Source organism: Amycolatopsis endophytica, from assembly GCF_013410405.1.
GTDB classification, from domain to species: Bacteria; Actinomycetota; Actinomycetes; order Mycobacteriales; family Pseudonocardiaceae; genus Amycolatopsis_E; species Amycolatopsis_E endophytica.
The window spans coordinates 197239-213897 of sequence record NZ_JACCFK010000001.1 but is presented as its reverse complement, the minus strand read 5'-3'; the positions used below and the strand labels follow the sequence as shown (position 1 = coordinate 213897).

Here is a 16659-nt window from a genome sequence, read left to right as displayed (position 1 = left end):
CGTGCCCGAGTCGACGATCCTGCCGCTCACGGTCGCCGCGGCCCACCTGGAGGCGTGCGCCGCCGAGCTGGACCGGGCACCGGAAACCGACCTCGGCGAGATCGTCACCGTGCTCAAACACCTCGTCGGAGCGCAACGGCACCTGTCCGGCACGTTGACCGGTCTCGCCGAGCGGATGGGCGAAGCCCGCTACGGCGCGCTGGCGGCGCTGCCGTCGGCGGAGATGGCCGCACTGGTGGAAATACTCCAGGCGGCGGGCGCCGCGTTCGGCTATTCGGCGGACGCGCTCGGCGAGAGCGAACCGCTGGCCGCCTACGTCGCCGCGAACGCCGGTGAGAACACCCGTTTGTAGTAGTTGAACGACGTTTCCGCCTGACTAGCGTGGGTGGGATGCGGACGGTCTAGAAGGGCACGATCGGCGTCGGCAGTTTCGCCATCCCGGTGAAGGCCTACAGCGCCACCGAGGAACCCGGCAGTGGCCTGCACCAGCTCCACCTCACCGACGGCGGACGGCTGCGGTTCCAGCGCGTCTGCGAGGTCGACGGCGCCGAGATCCCGGCCGAGGAGCTGGGCCGTGGTTTCGCGCTGCCCGGCGGTGACGTCGTGATCCTGTCCGAAGAGGAACTGGCCTCGCTGGCGCCGGAAAGCGCTCACTCGATCCAGGTCGTCGGGTTCGTCCCGCCCGCGCAGATCGACCCGGTCTACTTCATCAAGAGCTACTACCTCGAACCCGAGGTGCCCGCGACGAAACCGTACGTGCTGCTCGCCGAGGCGCTGCTGACCGCGGGCCGGGTCGCGCTGGTGAAGGTGGCGATCCGGCAGCGCGAGACACTGGGGGCGCTGCGGGTCCGCGACCAGCTGATCGTGCTCGACACCATGCACTGGCCCAGCGAGGTCCGCCGCGCCGACTTCCCGTTCCTGCACGAGGACATCGAGGTGCGCATGCCCGAGCTGCGGGCGGCGGCGAACCTGATCGAAAACCTCTCCGGCGATTTCGAACCGGGCGCGTTGACGGACGGCTACGCGACCGCGCTGGAGGACCTGGTCGAGGCGAAGGTCGAGGGCCGCGAGGTGGTCCGCCCGACGGCCGCCATCCAGGACGAGGGCGTCTCCGAGCTGTTGGCGGCCCTGCAGTACAGCGCGCAGGACCGGACCGACGCCGACCAGGGCGTGGCCAAGGCGAAAGCCGCCGCGAAGAAGGCGTCCCAGGCGAAGGGCCGTGCCCGCAAGGCGTCATCGAAGGCCAGATCGGCGCCCAGATCCGCCCGCTGAAAAGTTTGCGGAAAACCGCGTCATGACCCCGGGAGACCGGGGTCACACCGGTGCGCGCCGCGGCGGGCCGCCGGGAAATCCGAGTAGATCTACCTAGGGCTACTTGGGTGTCTTCACGCTGCCCAGCCGCTCCCGGAACCGGCAGTCTTGGGACATCACGTCGTGGGTCCCGGGGAACTCGCTGGGACTGGGGGTACGGCGAGCGCCGGGGAACCGGCGCCCGCGGCGTGAGGCGTGCGGGTGGCCCGGCGAGGGGGCGGGCCACCCGCACTTCCCCTCGCGCGGTTGGATGTCGCGCATGCTGCATCTGCTGATCCTGCGGTACCTGGGGACCGAGGCCGACGTGGAGCCGCACGTGGCCGGTCACGTCGAGTACCTCGAACGGCACCACGCCGCAGGCACGTTCATCGCATCCGGGCAGACCGTGCCCTCCGGCCAGGGCGGGGCGATCCTCGCCCGCGGTGTCGACCGGGCCGCGGTCCTGAGCATCACGGCGGAGGACCCGTTCGTTCGCGCGGGCGTCGCCGAGTACTCGATCACCACGATCGACGTCGGCCGGGTGCACCCCGGGCTCGCCGGGCTGGTGAGAGCCGCGTGAACACGGACGTGACGCAGAACCTCGTCGCCTTCCGGGTGCGCGGCGAGGACGATCCGGTCATCGCGAGCGCCCCGACCCGCGCGGAGGACGCCCTGCGTCAGGCCTGGTTCCAGATCCGGCAGGAGCGGCAGGTCCGGCCCGGTGACATCGTCGCGGTCTACAGCGAATGGGAGCCGTCCGGGGACGACCTCCGGTTCCTGGCCACCGCCTTCCCCACCGCCGAGCACACCTACAGCTTCCCGCGTCCCGCCCCCGGCGGCTGGGACGAGGCGTTCGCCGAAGCCGAGCGCGTGCTGGCGGAAAAGGCCGCGCCGGCACCGGAACTGATGCCGGTGCTGTGGAGCGCGTCGTCCCCGCAGGCCGAGGTGCTGGGCTCGATCCCGCACCACCCGCTGGTACCGGGGCGGCTGTCCGTCGCACTGGCGCACGTCGGTCTCACCCCGCGAGGCACGCTCGGTATGCGGCACGTCACGACGCACGCCTACCAGGAGATGGGCTCACCGCCGTTCGGGCGGTTGATGGCCGAGGCCGCGGCGAACCTCAAACGCGGCCTGCGGGTGACCGGCCACCGCGGCGACCACGGCGACCTGCTGCACCTGACCCGCGAGGACTGGCTGGCCGCATCCGCGCTGGCACTGGACGACTTCGGTGCGCAGATGGCCCGCAACCTGGGCGAGGAGCGCCTGGTGGTCGGCCTGCCCTGCCCGGACGAACTCTTCGTGGCCGGCGCGAACTCGGGCTGGGCCGAGACGATCCACGAGCAGACCCTGGCCTCGGAGTACGACACCACCGAACTGGTGCCGTGCGTCGTGCTCGTGGAGCCACGCGGCATGCGCCTGCTGGCGGAACGGCAGGCCTGACAGCCCGGCCGTGAGCAGCGGCTACCCTGGAGAGACGCCGCAGGCGGACAACCACGACCAGCTGGAGCGTGCACACCCGTGTTCGACACCCTCTCCGACCGGCTCACTTCGGTCCTGCAGAACCTGCGGGGCAAGGGGAAGCTGACCGACGCCGACATCGACGCCACCGCGCGCGAGATCCGTATCGCGCTGCTGGAGGCCGACGTCGCGCTGCCCGTCGTCCGGGAGTTCATCGCGCACGTCAAGGAACGCGCGAAGGGCGCCGAGGTCTCCGAGGCCCTCAACCCGGCGCAGCAGGTCATCAAGATCGTCAACGAGGAGCTCATCGGCATCCTCGGTGGCGAGACCCGGCGCCTGAGCCTGGCCAAGACCCCGCCGACCGTCATCATGCTCGCCGGTCTGCAGGGTTCCGGTAAGACGACACTGGCCGGCAAACTCGCGATGTTCCTCAAGAAGCAGGGACACGCGCCGCTACTCGTCGCCTGTGACCTCCAGCGCCCCAACGCGGTCACGCAGCTGCAGGTCGTCGGCGAGCGGGCCGGCGTGCAGACCTTCGCGCCCGAGCCGGGCAACGGCGTCGGCGACCCGGTCGACGTCGCCCGTCGCGGCATCGACGAGGCCAAGCACGCGCAGCACGACATCGTCATCGTCGACACCGCCGGACGGCTGGGTGTCGACGAGGAGCTGATGAAGCAGGCGGCCGACATCCGCGACGCCGTGCAGCCGGACGAGACGCTGTTCGTCGTCGACGCGATGATCGGTCAGGACGCGGTCAGCACCGCGGAGGCATTCCGCGACGGAGTCGGCTTCACCGGTGTGGTGCTGACCAAGCTCGACGGCGACGCCCGCGGTGGCGCGGCGCTGTCCGTCCGCGAGGTCACCGGTCAGCCGATCCTGTTCGCGTCCAACGGTGAGAAGCTCGAAGACTTCGACACCTTCCACCCGGACCGGATGGCCAGCCGGATCCTCGGCATGGGCGACATGCTCACCCTGATCGAGCAGGCCGAGCAGGCTTTCGACCAGGACCAGGCCGAGAAGGCCGCGGCGAAGCTGGGCACCGGTCAGCTCACGCTCGAAGACTTCCTGGAGCAGATGCTCGCGGTCCGCAAGATGGGCCCGATCGGCAACCTGCTCGGCATGCTGCCCGGCGCCGGGCAGATGAAGGACCAGCTCGCGAACGTCGACGACAAGCACCTGGACCGCCTCCAGGCGATCATCCGCGGCATGACCCCCGCCGAGCGGGCCGATCCGAAGATGATCAACGGCTCGCGCCGCTCCCGCATCGCGCAGGGCTCGGGTGTTTCGGTACGCGAGGTCAATGACCTGGTCAACCGGTTCTTCGAAGCCCGCAAGATGATGCAGCAGATGGCGGGCCGCTTCGGGTTCGGCGGCGGTGGCAGCGCGACCAAGCGCAAGAAGGGCAAGAAGGGGAAGAAGGGCAAGGGCCCGACGCAGCCGAAGGTGCGTGGCGGCTTCCCCGGCGGCATGCCGATGCTCCCGCCCGGCGGTGCCGGTGGCGGCATGCCCGACCTGTCCCAGCTGGGTGGCGGCATGAACGACGTGCCCGGCTTCGACCCGTCGAAGTTCAAGCTGCCGAAGAACAAGTAGATGCACCTGCGTGGGGTGGTGCTGCCCGACGGCGGGCAGCGCGATGTCTGGATCTCCGACGGCAGGGTCACGTTCTCGCCGGTCGAGGGCGCGCCGACCCTGGTGTCGGAGGGTTTCCTCGTGCCGGGGCTGGTGGACGCCCACTGCCATCCGGCGATCGGGCCCGGCGGTCCCACCGACCTCGACGGCGCGGCGGCGAACGCACTGGCCGACCGCGACGCGGGCACGCTGCTGATCCGCGACTGCGGTCAGCCCATCGACACCCGGCCGTTGCAGGCGCGCGCCGACCTGCCGCGGATCATCCGGTCCGGGCAGCACCTCGCGCGCCCCAAGCGGTACATCCCGAAGCTGGGCCTCGACCTGGAGGACCCGGACCAGTTGCCCGCCGCGGTCGCCGAGCAGGCGGCCGACGGCGACGGATGGGTGAAACTGGTCGGTGACTGGATCGACCGTTCGGTGGGTGATCTCGCTCCACTGTGGCCGGACGACGTCCTCGCGGAGGCGATCAAGGTCGCCCACGAGGCAGGCGCCCGCGTCACCGCGCACGTGTTCGGCGAGGACGCCCTGCCCGGCCTGATCGACGCCGGTATCGACTGCCTGGAGCACGGAACCGGTCTGGACACCTCGCTGCTCGCCGAGATGGCCCGCCGTGGCACGGCCCTGGTGCCGACGCTGATCAACATCGAGAATTTCCCCGGCATCGCCGACGCGGCGGGCAAGTACCCGGTCTACGCCGACCACATGCGCGCGCTCCACGCCCGCGTGGGCGATCTGGTCGGCAACGCGCTCGACGCCGGTGTCGCGGTCTACGCCGGCAGCGACGCGGGCGGCATGATCGCGCACGGTCGTCTCGTGGACGAGCTGGAGGCGTTGCGCCGCGCGGGAATGACGGCGGAGCAGGCGCTGGCGGCGGGTTCGTGGGCGGCGCGGGACTGGCTCGGGCACCCCGGTCTGAGCGAGGGCGCCCCGGCCGATTTCCTCGTCCTGGACGCCGATCCGCGGGAGGACCTGTCCGCCCTGCGTTCGCCACGGCACATCGTCCTGCGTGGCGCGCTCGTCCGCTGAGGGCCAGGGCGCTTCGAAGACCAAGATGGTCTCGTGAAGATCGTCAGATCGCCGGGTCTGCCGTACGCCGTTCCGGTCGCGCAGCGGGAGCAGGCCACGACTTCGACTGGTTCAGCGGACGGCTGCCCACCCGCGAACCCACGGTCGACGTCACCACACTCGACCCGGCGGTCTTCGGCCGCATGCCGACTGCCCGCGGCGACGGCTCGGAGGTGGAGGTCGGGACCGGCCCGCGGTGAGGCCGCTCACGCCCCGGGGTCGATCGATCGCGTCCAGCCACATAGCCTGAACGACATGGGATCGTCGCGCGTGGGCCGGGGCATCGGCGAAGCGTCGCGCGCCCGGCTCGTGCTCGGCGCCCACTGGGGGTTCGTCGCGTTCTTCGCCGGTCTCGGCGTGTACCACCTCGTCACCGTCGTGATGACGGCACTGCGGTCCGGGCGCGCGAGCGTCGACCCGCTCGAACTGCTCGACGTCGGGCCGGTGCTGCTGCTGGCGTTCGTGCCCGGCCTGCTGCTCGGTCTCGCGCCGCTGTTCGCCTCGCGGCGCTGGGGGAGCGGGCCGCGCGGCGACTTCGGCTGGTTGCCCGATCTGCGTGACGTGAAGGTCGGCCTGGCCTGCGGGGTACTCGCCCTGCTCGCCGGGTATCTGGTCAACCTCGTGCTGCTGGGCATCTACGGCACCGACCGGGTCTCCGGCAGCCCGCTCACCGACTTCGCCGAGGACGGCGGTTCCGACGACGTCGTGTGGCTCGCCCTCGCCGCGCTCGTCGTCGTGGTCGCCACCCCGATGGCGGAGGAACTGCTGATGCGCGGCGCGCTGTGGGGTGCGCTCGAACACCACCGGATCCCGCAGTGGGTGATCCTCGTGCTCACCGCCGTGGTCTTCGCCTACCTGCACGGCGAACCGACCCGCACGCTGGCGCTGCTGGCGCAGGGACTGGTGATCGGCGTCGCGCGCTGGCGCACCGGCCGGGTGGGGGCGAGTTTCGTTGCGCACGCCGCGAACAACCTGGCCCCGGCGTTGCTGCTGTTCACCGGGTCCTGAGACGAACGACCATGGCGACTAGGCTCGGTAGGTACTGGGCGAGGATGACAGGGAGGAACGGCGTGACGGCAACTCCGGGTGAGCCCGTCTCCGACCTCGACCCACCCGAACTGCCCGTGGCGGCTTCGTCCTTCCCGACGCACCGCTGGGGTTTCGGCGCGTTCCTCGTCGTCGAGGCCGTGCTGCTCGCGTCGGCGGCGTTCGTCAGCGTCCTCCTCGGCCCGGCGCCGCCCGGACAGCCGCTGCCCGCGCGGGACGTGCTGATCGGCACGATCGCGCCGACCGTACTGGCCGCGCTGGTCGCGATCCTCATCACCCAGGTCCGCGGCAACGGGCCGTTCACGGACCTGCGGCTGTCGTGGAACTGGGACGACGTGAAGCTCGGGCTCAAGCTCGGCACGTTCGGGCTGGTGCTGACCACGGTCAGCGCGTTCGTCTGGACGCAGGCGGTCGGCGAGGCCAACGCCGGATCGGCGATCAGCGCGCTGGTCGAAGAACAACCCATGTCGGTGAGCGCGGCCGTCGTCATGTTCGCCTATCTGTGGCTGCTGGGGCCGATCTGCGAGGAGATCATCTACCGCGGCCTGCTGTGGAGCGCGGTCGAGCGCCTGCACTGGGGCCAGGAGAAGTGGGCGAGGCTCGCGGCGTTCCTGCTGTCCACGGCGGTGTTCGCGGCCAGCCACCTGGAACCGCTGCGCACGACGCTGCTGCTGGTGATCGCCATCCCGATCGGTCTGGCGCGCCTGTTCACCGGGCGGCTGCTGGGCAGCATCGTCGCCCACCAGATGAACAACTTCCTCCCCGCCGTGGCGATGCTGCTGACCGCGCTCGGCGTGATGGCCATCTGAGCCGGATGCAGGGCGCTTCACGCGGTCTGGCAGAATAGACGCTTGCCTGCTGCGGCAAGGGCCCTCTCACCATGCCGTGGCGACCGAAAGCTTCGGGTTCTCGTCCGGTGTCCCCACACGGATCGTGACCCGACACCCGCGAGCACCGCAGAGAACCAAGGAGTACCCACACACCGTGGCCGTCAAGATCAAGCTCCAGCGCCTCGGCAAGATCCGTGCGCCGTACTACCGCATCATCGTCGCCGACGCGCGCACCCGCCGGGACGGCAAGGCCATCGAGACGATCGGCAAGTACCACCCGAAGTCGGAGCCGAGCTTCATCGAGGTCGACTCCGACCGCGCCCAGTACTGGCTGGGTGTGGGCGCGCTGCCGACCGAGCCGGTGCAGCGCATCCTGGAGATCACCGGTGACTGGCAGAAGTTCAAGAACCTGCCGGGTGCCGAGGGCACGCTGAAGACCGCCGCGCCGAAGCCGAGCAAGGAGGAGCTGTTCAACGCAGCCCTCGCGGCGGCCGGTGACGAGCCCGCCAACGAGGCCACCACGCCGAAGAAGAAGCCGGCCAAAAAGGCCGACGACGAGGCGGCCAAGGACGAGGCGTGAGCTTCCTCGCCGACTCCCTGGAGCACCTGGTGCGCGGGATCGTCGACAACCCGGACGAGGTCCGTGTCGACCTGATCACCACCCGCCGCGGCCGCACCCTCGAGGTCCACGTCCATCCGGACGACCTCGGGAAGGTCATCGGCCGTGGCGGCCGGACCGCGACCGCGCTGCGCACCGTCATGGGCGGCATCGGTGGCCGCGGCGTCCGTGTGGACGTCGTCGACACCGACCGCTGACCCTTTCGTGGACGTCGTCGTCGGGCGGGTCGCCAAGGCCCACGGTGTGCGCGGTGAACTCGCCGTGGACATCCGGACCGACTCGCCCGGGGAGCGCTTCCGCGACGGCGTGACGGTGACCGCGCGGTTCCGCGACGGCACCACACGCCCGTTGACCATCGCAGCCGCCCGCCCCCACAGCGGGCGGCTGCTGGTCACTTTCGAGCAGGTCGTCACGCGCGAGGCCGCCGAGGCCCTGCGCGGCGCCCTGCTGCTCGCCGACACCGCCGATCTGCCACCCTCCGACGATCCGGACGAGTTCTACGACCACGAGCTCGAAGGTCTGCGCGCCGAACTGGGCGACGGCGAGGTCGTCGGCACCGTGCAGGAGGTCGTGCACGCTCCGGGTGGCGAGCTGCTCGCGCTCGACCGCGGCGGCCGCACCGTTCTCGTGCCGTTCGTGCAGGCCATCGTCCCGGTGGTGGACGTGCAGGGCGGCCGGGTCGTGCTCGATCCGCCCGAGGGCCTGCTCGACGACGCCGGCTGACGGGCTGGTTACGCTCGCGCCGTGCGGATCGACGTCGTCACCATCTTCCCCGAGTACCTGGACCCGCTGCGGGCCGCGCTGCTGGGCCGCGCCATCGAGCGCGGGCTGATCGAGGTCGGGGTGCACGATCTGCGGGACTGGACCCACGACGTGCACCGCGCCGTCGACGACGCGCCGTACGGCGGCGGTCCCGGCATGGTCATGAAGCCCCAGGTGTGGGGCGACGCGCTGGACGCGGTCTGCGGACCGGACACCCGCCTGGTCGTGCCCACACCGGCGGGCCGTCCGTTCACGCAGGAAGTGGCACAGTCGTACGCCCGCGAGCAGCACCTGGTGTTCGCCTGTGGCCGCTACGAGGGCATCGACCAGCGGGTGATCGACGATGCCGCGCGCCGCATGCCGGTCGACGAGGTGTCCATCGGTGACTACGTCCTGGTCGGCGGTGAGGCCGCGGTGCTGGTGATGGTCGAGGCCGCCGTCCGGCTGCTGCCCGGCGTGCTGGGCAACCCCGTGTCGGCCGAGCAGGACTCGTTCTCCGACGGCCTGCTCGAAGGCCCCAGCTACACGCGCCCCGAGGTGTGGCGTGAGTTGTCCGTGCCCGAGGTCCTGCGGTCCGGCAACCACGCGCTGATCGACCGCTGGCGGCGCGACCAGGCACTGGAGCGCACCGTGCTGCGCCGCCCGGATCTCCTCGGCCTGCTGCCGGAAGGTACGCTGGACGAGCGCGATCTCGCCGTGCTCGACCGTGTCCGGTCGGAGCAGCGGCAGGCCGGGTGATCCGGCCGGGGACGCGTCTGCAATACTTGACAGGTTGGCCGTGCCACTGGTGCGTGCCTGCCACAAGCCCCCGGGTCGCCTGCCGAAGTGAGCGTGCGCGTGCTCGGATGACTGCCACAGACGAAGGACGAGGACGGACTCCCGATGAACACCCTGGACGCCCTGGACGCTCAGTCGCTGCGTTCCGACATCCCGCACTTCCGCCCAGGTGACACGCTGAAGGTGCACGTTCGCGTCATCGAGGGAAACCGTGAGCGTGTTCAGGTTTTCCAGGGCGTCGTGATCCGCCGCCAGGGTGGCGGCATCCGCGAGACCTTCACCGTGCGCAAGGTTTCGTTCGGTGTCGGCGTCGAGCGCACTTTCCCGCTGCACACGCCGAACATCGCGAAGATCGAGGTGCACAAGCGCGGTGACGTGCGGCGCGCCAAGCTCTACTACCTGCGTGAGCTGCGCGGCAAGGCCGCCAAGATCAAGGAGCGCCGCGAGGCCCCCACCGCGTCCTGAGCTGCCGGACATTCTCCGATAGCCTGGCGAAGTGGTCGAACCTGTGCCCTCCAGCGCCGCTGAGGACGAGCCCGAACGCCCCGATCCGGACGAGAGCGCCGAAGACGGCGCAAAGGGGAAACGGCGTCGCCGGAAACCCAGGAAACAGCGGTCGTTCTGGGTCGAGCTGCCGATTCTGATCGTGGTGGCGCTGGTTCTGGCCTTTGTGTTCCAGCAGTTCCTGGCGCGGGTCTACACGATTCCTTCGGGATCGATGGAAACGACGCTGCACGGCTGCACCGGGTGCTACGGCGACAAGGTGCTGGTCGACAAGATCACCTACGACTTCACCGATCCGGAACCGGGTGACGTCGTGGTGTTCAAGGGACCCGAGCCCTGGGTCGAGAACGAGGTCGCGACCCAGCGCTCGGACAACGCGGTGGTGCGCTTCTTCCAGAACATCGGCTCGGTGTTCGGACTGGCGCCGCCGGACGAGCGCGACTTCGTCAAGCGGATCGTGGCCACCAGTGGCCAGACCGTGCAGTGCTGCGACGCCCAGAACCGGGTGGTCGTGGACGGCAAGGCGCTGGACGAGCCCTACATCCACTGGGAAAATCCGGAGGATGACCGGCAGATGTCCTTCGATCCGGTGACAGTGCCGGATGGGTATGTCTGGGTGATGGGCGACAACCGCAACGACTCGTGTGATTCACGCTGCCAGGGCGGCGGGGGTGTCCGCGGGGCGGTTCCGGTGGACAACATCATCGGAAAGGCCAGGATCATCGTGCTGCCGCCGGGCCGCTGGGGCGGGGTCAGTGACCACAACCCGCAGGCCGACGCCCAGCCGGTCGCGCTCTCGATGAGCGCCCCGTCGTGGCAGGAAGGCGTCCCGCTCGGGTTCGGTTTCGCCGCCGCGTGGCCCGTCGTGTGGGGCGGGCGGCGGCTGGGCTCGAAGGTGCGCGAGGCGGTCGAGCGAAAGCGGTAACCAGGTTGGGTAGATCTTCGGCGGTCTTGGCCTCGTTCCGCCCGCCCAGGGCGATCGTCCGGGGTGAGACGGCGTGGAGTCTGCAGTCGGCGCTGGACCGGCGGGGTCTCGGCCCGGTGGCCGGGGTCGACGAGGCCGGACGCGGGGCCTGCGCGGGCCCGCTGGTCGTGGCTTCGTGTGTGCTCAAGCCCGGTGACGCGGCCCGGCTGGCCGAGCTGAACGACTCGAAGCTGCTCACCGCACTGGCCAGGGAGCGGGTGTACGACCGCGTCCTGGCGCGGGCGGTGGACTACAAGATCGTCGTCATCTCACCCGAAGAGGTGGATCAGCTCGGTATCCACGTGACCAACATCGAGGGCATGCGCCGGGCGGTCGCCGGGTTGCGGGAGTGCCCTGGTTACGTGCTGACGGACGGTTTCAAGGTGCCCGGCCTGCCCGCGCCGAGCGTGCCCGTGATCAAAGGGGACCGGGCTGTCGCGTGCGTGGCGGCGGCCTCGGTGCTGGCGAAGGTGACGCGCGACCGCATCATGGCGGAGACACACGAGAAGTACCCGGTCTACGGATTCGATGTGCACAAGGGGTACACCACGGTGGACCACGGCGCGGCGCTCGTCGAACACGGGCCCTGTGAGGTACACCGTTGGTCGTACACCAACGTGGCAGCGGCGGCGGCCGTGCACGGGCTGCGGCCCCCGCGGAAGGTCATGCTGACCGCTGCTGCGCTGGGGCAGTCCGATGCTCCGGTACGTGCTCTGGAGGGCACCGTGGTTCAGAATGGGAGTTCCGCCGCCGGAGACCGGTCGAACTCGCGAGGAGGGGCGCGGATTTCATGAGCGCAGAGGATCTCGAAAAGTACGAGACGGAGATGGAGCTGTCGCTGTACCGCGAGTACCGCGACATCGTCAGCCAGTTCTCGTACGTGGTGGAGACCGAGCGGCGGTTCTACCTGGCCAACGCCGTGGACGTGCAGGTCAGGGACAGTGGGGGAGACGTCTACTTCGAGGTCCGCATGTCCGACGCGTGGGTGTGGGACATGTACCGGCCCGCCCGGTTCGTGAAGAACGTCCGGGTCATCACCTTCAAGGACGTCAACGTCGAGGAGCTGGAGAAGCCGGAGCTGAGACTGCCCGAGGAGGGTCCCTTCTCCGGCTGACCCCGTCGAACCAGGGCAACGAACGGGACGTCCCCACGCGGGGCGTCCCGTTTTTCGTGCCCGCGGCCCCGTACCAGAGGGGTCCGACAGTTTCGGCGCACCGGGCCGCGATCGCCCGTGGTTGTCCACATGACCCCACTTGTCCACAGGTGCGGGAACTCGGTCTGTCGGGGAAACCGCAGGTCCTGGCACGGTCGAAGGAGTGAACGACCGACAGACCTGGGGGACCAGCCATGACCACCGCGGCAAGACCTGCCCGCCACCTGACACTCGGCCGCAAGGGCGAGGAGATCGCAGCACGGCACATGCGCAAGCTCGGCTTCGTCGTGCTGTCCCGGAACTGGCGCTGCCGCCAGGGCGAACTCGACCTCGTCCTCACCGACGGCCGCACCCTGGTCATCTGCGAGGTCAAGACCCGCACCCGCGACAGCTTCGGCGATCCGGCGGAGGCGGTCACCGAGGACAAGATCGCCCGCATCCGCCGCCTCGCGGGCCAGTGGCTCAGCGTGCACCGCGTCGGCTGGTGCCGCCTCCGCTTCGACGTCGTCGCGGTGTACTCCGAGCCGGGTGGCGAGGCCCGGGTCCGGCACATTCCGGGAGCGTTCTGATGCCCATCGGACGTGCCTGGTCGGTCGCGCTCGTGGGCCTGGAGGGCAAACTGGTCGAGATCGAGGCCGATCTGGGCGGGGGCCTGCCGGGGGTCAAGATGGTCGGGCTGCCCGACGCGGGCCTGCGCGAGGCGAAGGACAGGGTCCGGTCGGCCATCCGCAACTCCGGTCAGCAGTGGCCCGAGGACAAGCTCACGCTCGGACTGTTCCCGGCGAACCTGCCCAAACTCGGCTCGGGCTACGACCTGGGCATCGCGGTCGCCATCCTCGCCTCCGCGGGCAAGGTCCCGGCCACCCGCCTGCTCGGCACGGTGCTGCTGGGCGAACTGGCCCTCGACGGCCGGGTGCGGGAGATCCGCGGCGTTCTGCCCGGCCTGCTCGCGGCACGCAACGCCGGGGTGAAGCGGGCGGTCGTCCCGTCGCATTCGCTCGTCGAGGCAGCACTGGTGGACGGCCTGGAGGTCTTCGGCGCGGCCCGCCTGCGGGATGTCGTGGCGTGGCTGGAGGGTGAGAACGCGCTCGCCCGGCCGGGCCCGCCGGTCGAGGGCGAGCCGCCGGAGTCGCTGGACCTCGCCGACGTCGTGGGGCAACCGGAGGCCCGCTGGGCTCTCGAGGTGGCGGCGGCCGGCGGTCACCACCTGCTGATGTCCGGACCGCCCGGCGTCGGCAAGACGATGCTGGCCAAGCGGCTGCCCGGTCTCCTGCCGTTGCTCGGTCCGGAGGAGTCGCTCGAGGTCACCGCGGTGCACTCCGTGCATGGCGCGCTCTCGTCGACCGATCCGCTCATCAAGGTGCCGCCGTTCGTCGCGCCACACCATTCGGTCTCCGAAGCCGCTCTGGTCGGTGGCGGTGCCGGCATCGCCGCGCCCGGGCTGATCAGTCAGGCCCACCGCGGGGTGTTGTTCCTGGACGAGGCGGCCGAGTTCGGTGCGCAGCGCCTGGACTCCCTGCGCACCGCGCTGGAGGAGGGTGAGGTCCGCATCGCCCGTGCCCGCGGCTCGGTCAATTACCCGGCGCGGTTCCAGCTCGTCATGGCCACCAACCCGTGTCCGTGCGCCCCACCACGGGAGTCGGACTGCTCGTGTTCCCCGACCGAGCGCCGCCGGTACCTCAGCCGCCTGTCCGGTCCGCTGCTCGATCGCGTCGACCTGCGGGTCCGCCTGCGCCCGATGACCGCGATGAGTGCCCATGAAGCCGGCGAACCCGAACCGACGGAGGTGGTGCGCAAACGCGTCCTGGCCGCCCGCGACCGCGCCGCCGCCCGGTGGAGCGAACAGGGCTGGAAGACCAACGCGGAAGTCCCCGGCCCCACCCTGCGCCGCGAGTTCGCCCTCCCCCACGCGACGACCGCCCTGCTGGACCGCAGCCTCGAACGCGGCGCGCTGACAGCCCGCGGAGCCGACCGTTGTCTGCGCATCGCCTGGACACTTGCCGACCTCGCCGAAGCCGACGAGCCGGCTCCCGACCACGTGGCCGCGGCCCTCGAATTCCGTGACCGGAGAGCGGCATGACCACCCCACAACGCTCGCTACCGGGCGCACTCCCACCGACGAAGCCACGGCTCGCGAGGAAGAACGCGATACCAATCGACGCCGCCGAGCACGTCACTCGTACGGACCCCCACCCCATGGCCGAGCGACCCGCCCCCATGGTCGTCGTGCCGCCCCCGGCCCGGCGGTCGCCGAACCGACCGCTTCGGTGGTCGTCGAGCGCCCCAGCGACCGCACCCGGAGATGGCGATGCCTGATCTCACCGCCGTGCGCCTGGCCCGCGCCTACCTGCTCCGCGTCGCCGAGCCGCCCGCTCCCGCGGTCGCCGACTTCGTGACGCGGCGCGGCCCCCTCGAGGCCGCGAAAGCGATCCGCGCCGGTGAGTGTTCCGGTCGGGTCCGTGACGAGACAGAAGCCCGCCGCGACCTGGACCTGGCCCAGCGTGACCTCGACGAAGGCGAACGCCTCGGCATGCGGCTGCTCATCCCGGAGGACGACGACTGGCCCGGCTGGCCGCTCCTGTCCCTCGAACTCGCCGCCAGTCGTGGCGTCCAAGGCGTGGCCCCGCCGCTCGCGTTGTGGGTGCGTGGCTCGGCCCGGTTCGACGACGCCACCGCGCAGGCCGTGGCGATCGTCGGATCGCGGGCGGCCACCGGTTACGGCGAGCACGTCGCCGGCGACTTCGCCAACTCGCTGGCCCGTCAGGGCGTGCCGGTCTTCTCCGGAGCCGCCTACGGCATCGACGGCGCCGCCCACCGCGGAGCTCTCGCCGCGCGGGGCACGACCGTGGCGCTGCTGGGGTGCGGTCTCGACGCCGGCTATCCCGCGGGTCACGTCGTGCTGCTCGACAAGATCGCGGAGACCGGCGGCCTCGTCGTGAGCGAGTACCCGCCGGGCACGCCTCCCGCCCGCCACCGCTTCCTGGTCCGCAACCGCCTCATCGCGGCCCTGAGCGAGGGCACCGTAGTAGTGGAAGCCGGCAGGCGCAGCGGCGCTCGCAACACCGCGACCACGGCAGGCGCGCTCGGCAAGGTCGTCATGGCCGTCCCCGGCCCGGTCACCTCCGCGATGTCGATCGGCTGTCACGAGCTGCTCCGCGACGCCGGAGCCACGCTGGTCGCCTCGGTCGAGGACGTGATCGAGACCGTGGGCAGGCTCGGCACGCCCCGCCCGGAGAGGGTCCGCTCCCAGCGGCCGACCGACGTGCTGGGCCCGGACGCCCTGCGTGTCCACGACGCGCTCCACAGACGCGAGGGCAAGTCGGCCGAGCAGATCGCCGCCGAATCCGGGGTGCCGGTCACCCGGGTGCGGGGGCTGCTGCCCGCCCTCGAACTCGACGACCTCGCCGTCCGCTGCGACAGCGGCTGGCGCGGCAAGGCCGGGAGGTGATGCGATCGTCATCTGCTGCCGGTGTGGCGATGCTTGACCACACGGGCCCCTTCGCGCAGCGTGAACAACCATGTCCGCACGGGAATCTCGAGGTCGCAGGGCCGACCTGCACGCCCTCCGGGACGCCCTGCCGCGCGCCGCCGGGAGCCTGGTCGACGAGTACGAACGGCACCTCGGGCTCGAACGGGGACTGTCCCCCCACACGGTCCGGGCGTACGTGGGCGATGTCGTGTCCCTGCTCGGGTTCCTGCACAGCGCGGAGGCGGCGCCGGAGACCCCCGCGCTCCAGGGGCTGGACATCGGCGCGCTCCGGTCGTGGCTCGCGGACCAGCGCAACGCGGGCGCGGGACGGACCACGTTGGCGCGCCGCGCGGCCTCGGCGCGCACCTTCACCGCGTGGGCCCGCCGCCACGGCGCGCTCGACCACGATCCGGGAGCGAAGCTCGTGGCGCCGCGGGTGCACCGGACCCTGCCGCCGGTGCTCCGGCCGGACGAGGCGGAGGACGTGCTGGGTGCCGCGAGCAGTGGCGCCGCCCAGCACGAGCCGGTCGCGCTGAGGGACCACGCCGTTCTCGAACTGCTCTACGCGACCGGGGTGCGGGTGTCCGAGCTGTGTGGTCTCGACGTCGACGACGTGGACTTCGGGCGCCGGCTGGTCCGTGTGCTCGGCAAGGGCGGCAAGGAGCGGATGGTGCCGTTCGGGACGCCCGCGGACCGGGCTGTGCGGAGCTGGCTGGACGGCGGCCGCCCGGCGATGGCCGGAGCGGTGGCGGAGCCGCATTCGAGCGCGTTGTTCCTGGGCGTGCGGGGTGGGCGGCTGGACCCGCGCACCGTGCGGCGGACGGTGCACGAGGCTCTCGAAACGATGCCTTCGGCGACCGACATGGGGCCGCACGGACTGCGGCACACCGCGGCAACGCACCTGCTGGAGGGCGGTGCCGACCTTCGCAGCGTTCAGGAGCTGCTCGGTCACGCTACGCTTGCCACGACACAGCTTTACACCCACGTGACCGTCGAGCGGTTGAAGGCGATCCATGACCAAGCCCACCCCCGATCCCGATGACCTCGGAGGACGGCAGGCAGGATCGTTGACACCGCCCGCCCCGTACGAGC

The 16659-nt window shown here is 71.0% G+C and carries 20 protein-coding genes; all 20 read left to right on the top strand.

Annotated elements, in window-relative coordinates; all coding sequences use genetic code 11:
* Position 1 precedes the first annotated feature (1 nt).
* A complete protein-coding gene (locus HNR02_RS01040; protein ID WP_312860864.1) occupies positions 2–352 on the top strand; it encodes a hypothetical protein in 351 nt (116 codons plus the stop codon).
* Positions 353–414: 62 nt separating this feature from the next.
* On the top strand, positions 415–1272 hold the full coding sequence (gene ku, locus HNR02_RS01035) for a non-homologous end joining protein Ku (protein WP_312861133.1): 858 nt from the start codon (positions 415–417) through the stop codon (positions 1270–1272).
* A gap of 298 nt (positions 1273–1570) precedes the next feature.
* Positions 1571–1870 carry a YciI family protein gene (locus tag HNR02_RS01030; RefSeq protein WP_179771352.1) on the top strand — a complete coding sequence of 100 codons (300 nt, stop codon included), beginning with the start codon at positions 1571–1573 and terminating at the stop codon, positions 1868–1870.
* Positions 1867–2730: a hypothetical protein gene (locus HNR02_RS01025; protein WP_179771351.1), complete on the top strand. Its 864-nt coding sequence runs from the start codon at positions 1867–1869 to the stop codon at positions 2728–2730. The genes HNR02_RS01030 and HNR02_RS01025 overlap by 4 nt, the downstream gene beginning before the upstream one ends.
* 78 nt (positions 2731–2808) lie before the next feature.
* Positions 2809–4338, top strand: a complete 1530-nt coding sequence (gene ffh, locus HNR02_RS01020) for a signal recognition particle protein (RefSeq protein ID WP_179771350.1) — start codon at positions 2809–2811, stop codon at positions 4336–4338.
* Complete coding sequence (locus HNR02_RS01015) at positions 4339–5403, top strand: amidohydrolase family protein (protein ID WP_179771349.1); 1065 nt, start codon at positions 4339–4341, stop codon at positions 5401–5403.
* Positions 5404–5697: 294 nt separating this feature from the next.
* Positions 5698–6450, top strand: coding sequence for a CPBP family intramembrane glutamic endopeptidase (locus HNR02_RS01010; protein ID WP_179771348.1), 753 nt, complete (start codon positions 5698–5700; stop codon positions 6448–6450).
* Between the two features lie 62 nt (positions 6451–6512).
* Positions 6513–7298, top strand: a complete 786-nt coding sequence (locus HNR02_RS01005) for a CPBP family intramembrane glutamic endopeptidase (protein ID WP_179771347.1) — start codon at positions 6513–6515, stop codon at positions 7296–7298.
* Positions 7299–7473: 175 nt separating this feature from the next.
* Positions 7474–7899: a 30S ribosomal protein S16 gene (gene rpsP / locus HNR02_RS01000; RefSeq protein ID WP_179771346.1), complete on the top strand. Its 426-nt coding sequence runs from the start codon at positions 7474–7476 to the stop codon at positions 7897–7899.
* A complete protein-coding gene (locus tag HNR02_RS00995) occupies positions 7896–8135 on the top strand; it encodes an RNA-binding protein (protein ID WP_179771345.1) in 240 nt (79 codons plus the stop codon). Before rpsP ends, HNR02_RS00995 begins: the two co-directional genes overlap by 4 nt.
* Before the next feature lie 7 nt (positions 8136–8142).
* Complete coding sequence (rimM, locus tag HNR02_RS00990) at positions 8143–8661, top strand: ribosome maturation factor RimM (protein ID WP_179771344.1); 519 nt, start codon at positions 8143–8145, stop codon at positions 8659–8661.
* A 21-nt stretch (positions 8662–8682) separates the two neighbouring features.
* Positions 8683–9438 carry a tRNA (guanosine(37)-N1)-methyltransferase TrmD gene (gene trmD / locus HNR02_RS00985; protein ID WP_179771343.1) on the top strand — a complete coding sequence of 252 codons (756 nt, stop codon included), beginning with the start codon at positions 8683–8685 and terminating at the stop codon, positions 9436–9438.
* Between the two features lie 144 nt (positions 9439–9582).
* A complete protein-coding gene (rplS, locus tag HNR02_RS00980; RefSeq protein WP_179771342.1) occupies positions 9583–9942 on the top strand; it encodes a 50S ribosomal protein L19 in 360 nt (119 codons plus the stop codon).
* A 31-nt stretch (positions 9943–9973) separates the two neighbouring features.
* On the top strand, positions 9974–10906 hold the full coding sequence (gene lepB / locus HNR02_RS00975; protein WP_179771341.1) for a signal peptidase I: 933 nt from the start codon (positions 9974–9976) through the stop codon (positions 10904–10906).
* A gap of 53 nt (positions 10907–10959) precedes the next feature.
* Positions 10960–11739 (top strand): ribonuclease HII, encoded by a 780-nt coding sequence (locus HNR02_RS00970; protein ID WP_179775640.1) that lies wholly within the window; start codon positions 10960–10962, stop codon positions 11737–11739.
* Positions 11736–12059, top strand: coding sequence for a DUF2469 domain-containing protein (locus HNR02_RS00965; protein WP_167098488.1), 324 nt, complete (start codon positions 11736–11738; stop codon positions 12057–12059). The genes HNR02_RS00970 and HNR02_RS00965 overlap by 4 nt, the downstream gene beginning before the upstream one ends.
* Before the next feature lie 233 nt (positions 12060–12292).
* A complete protein-coding gene (locus HNR02_RS00960) occupies positions 12293–12667 on the top strand; it encodes a YraN family protein (RefSeq protein WP_179771340.1) in 375 nt (124 codons plus the stop codon).
* A complete protein-coding gene (locus HNR02_RS00955) occupies positions 12667–14178 on the top strand; it encodes a YifB family Mg chelatase-like AAA ATPase (protein WP_179771339.1) in 1512 nt (503 codons plus the stop codon). The genes HNR02_RS00960 and HNR02_RS00955 overlap by 1 nt, the downstream gene beginning before the upstream one ends.
* Positions 14179–14406: 228 nt before the next feature.
* Positions 14407–15546, top strand: a complete 1140-nt coding sequence (gene dprA / locus HNR02_RS00950) for a DNA-processing protein DprA (RefSeq protein ID WP_179771338.1) — start codon at positions 14407–14409, stop codon at positions 15544–15546.
* 70 nt (positions 15547–15616) lie between these two features.
* Positions 15617–16609, top strand: a complete 993-nt coding sequence (locus HNR02_RS00945; protein ID WP_179771337.1) for a tyrosine recombinase XerC — start codon at positions 15617–15619, stop codon at positions 16607–16609.
* Positions 16610–16659: the final 50 nt, after the last annotated feature.

Excerpts from the sequence above, each read along its gene's own strand:
- HNR02_RS01030 (WP_179771352.1), top strand. The coding sequence starts at position 1,571 with ATGCTGCATCTGCTGATCCTGCGGTACCTGGGGACCGAGGCCGACGTG.
- HNR02_RS01015 (WP_179771349.1), top strand. The coding sequence starts at position 4,339 with ATGCACCTGCGTGGGGTGGTGCTGCCCGACGGCGGGCAGCGCGATGTC.
- HNR02_RS01010 (WP_179771348.1), top strand. The coding sequence starts at position 5,698 with ATGGGATCGTCGCGCGTGGGCCGGGGCATCGGCGAAGCGTCGCGCGCC.
- rplS (WP_179771342.1), top strand. The coding sequence starts at position 9,583 with ATGAACACCCTGGACGCCCTGGACGCTCAGTCGCTGCGTTCCGACATC.
- HNR02_RS00965 (WP_167098488.1), top strand. The coding sequence starts at position 11,736 with ATGAGCGCAGAGGATCTCGAAAAGTACGAGACGGAGATGGAGCTGTCG.
- HNR02_RS00960 (WP_179771340.1), top strand. The coding sequence starts at position 12,293 with ATGACCACCGCGGCAAGACCTGCCCGCCACCTGACACTCGGCCGCAAG.
- HNR02_RS00955 (WP_179771339.1), top strand. The coding sequence starts at position 12,667 with ATGCCCATCGGACGTGCCTGGTCGGTCGCGCTCGTGGGCCTGGAGGGC.
- dprA (WP_179771338.1), top strand. The coding sequence starts at position 14,407 with ATGCCTGATCTCACCGCCGTGCGCCTGGCCCGCGCCTACCTGCTCCGC.
- HNR02_RS00945 (WP_179771337.1), top strand. The coding sequence starts at position 15,617 with ATGTCCGCACGGGAATCTCGAGGTCGCAGGGCCGACCTGCACGCCCTC.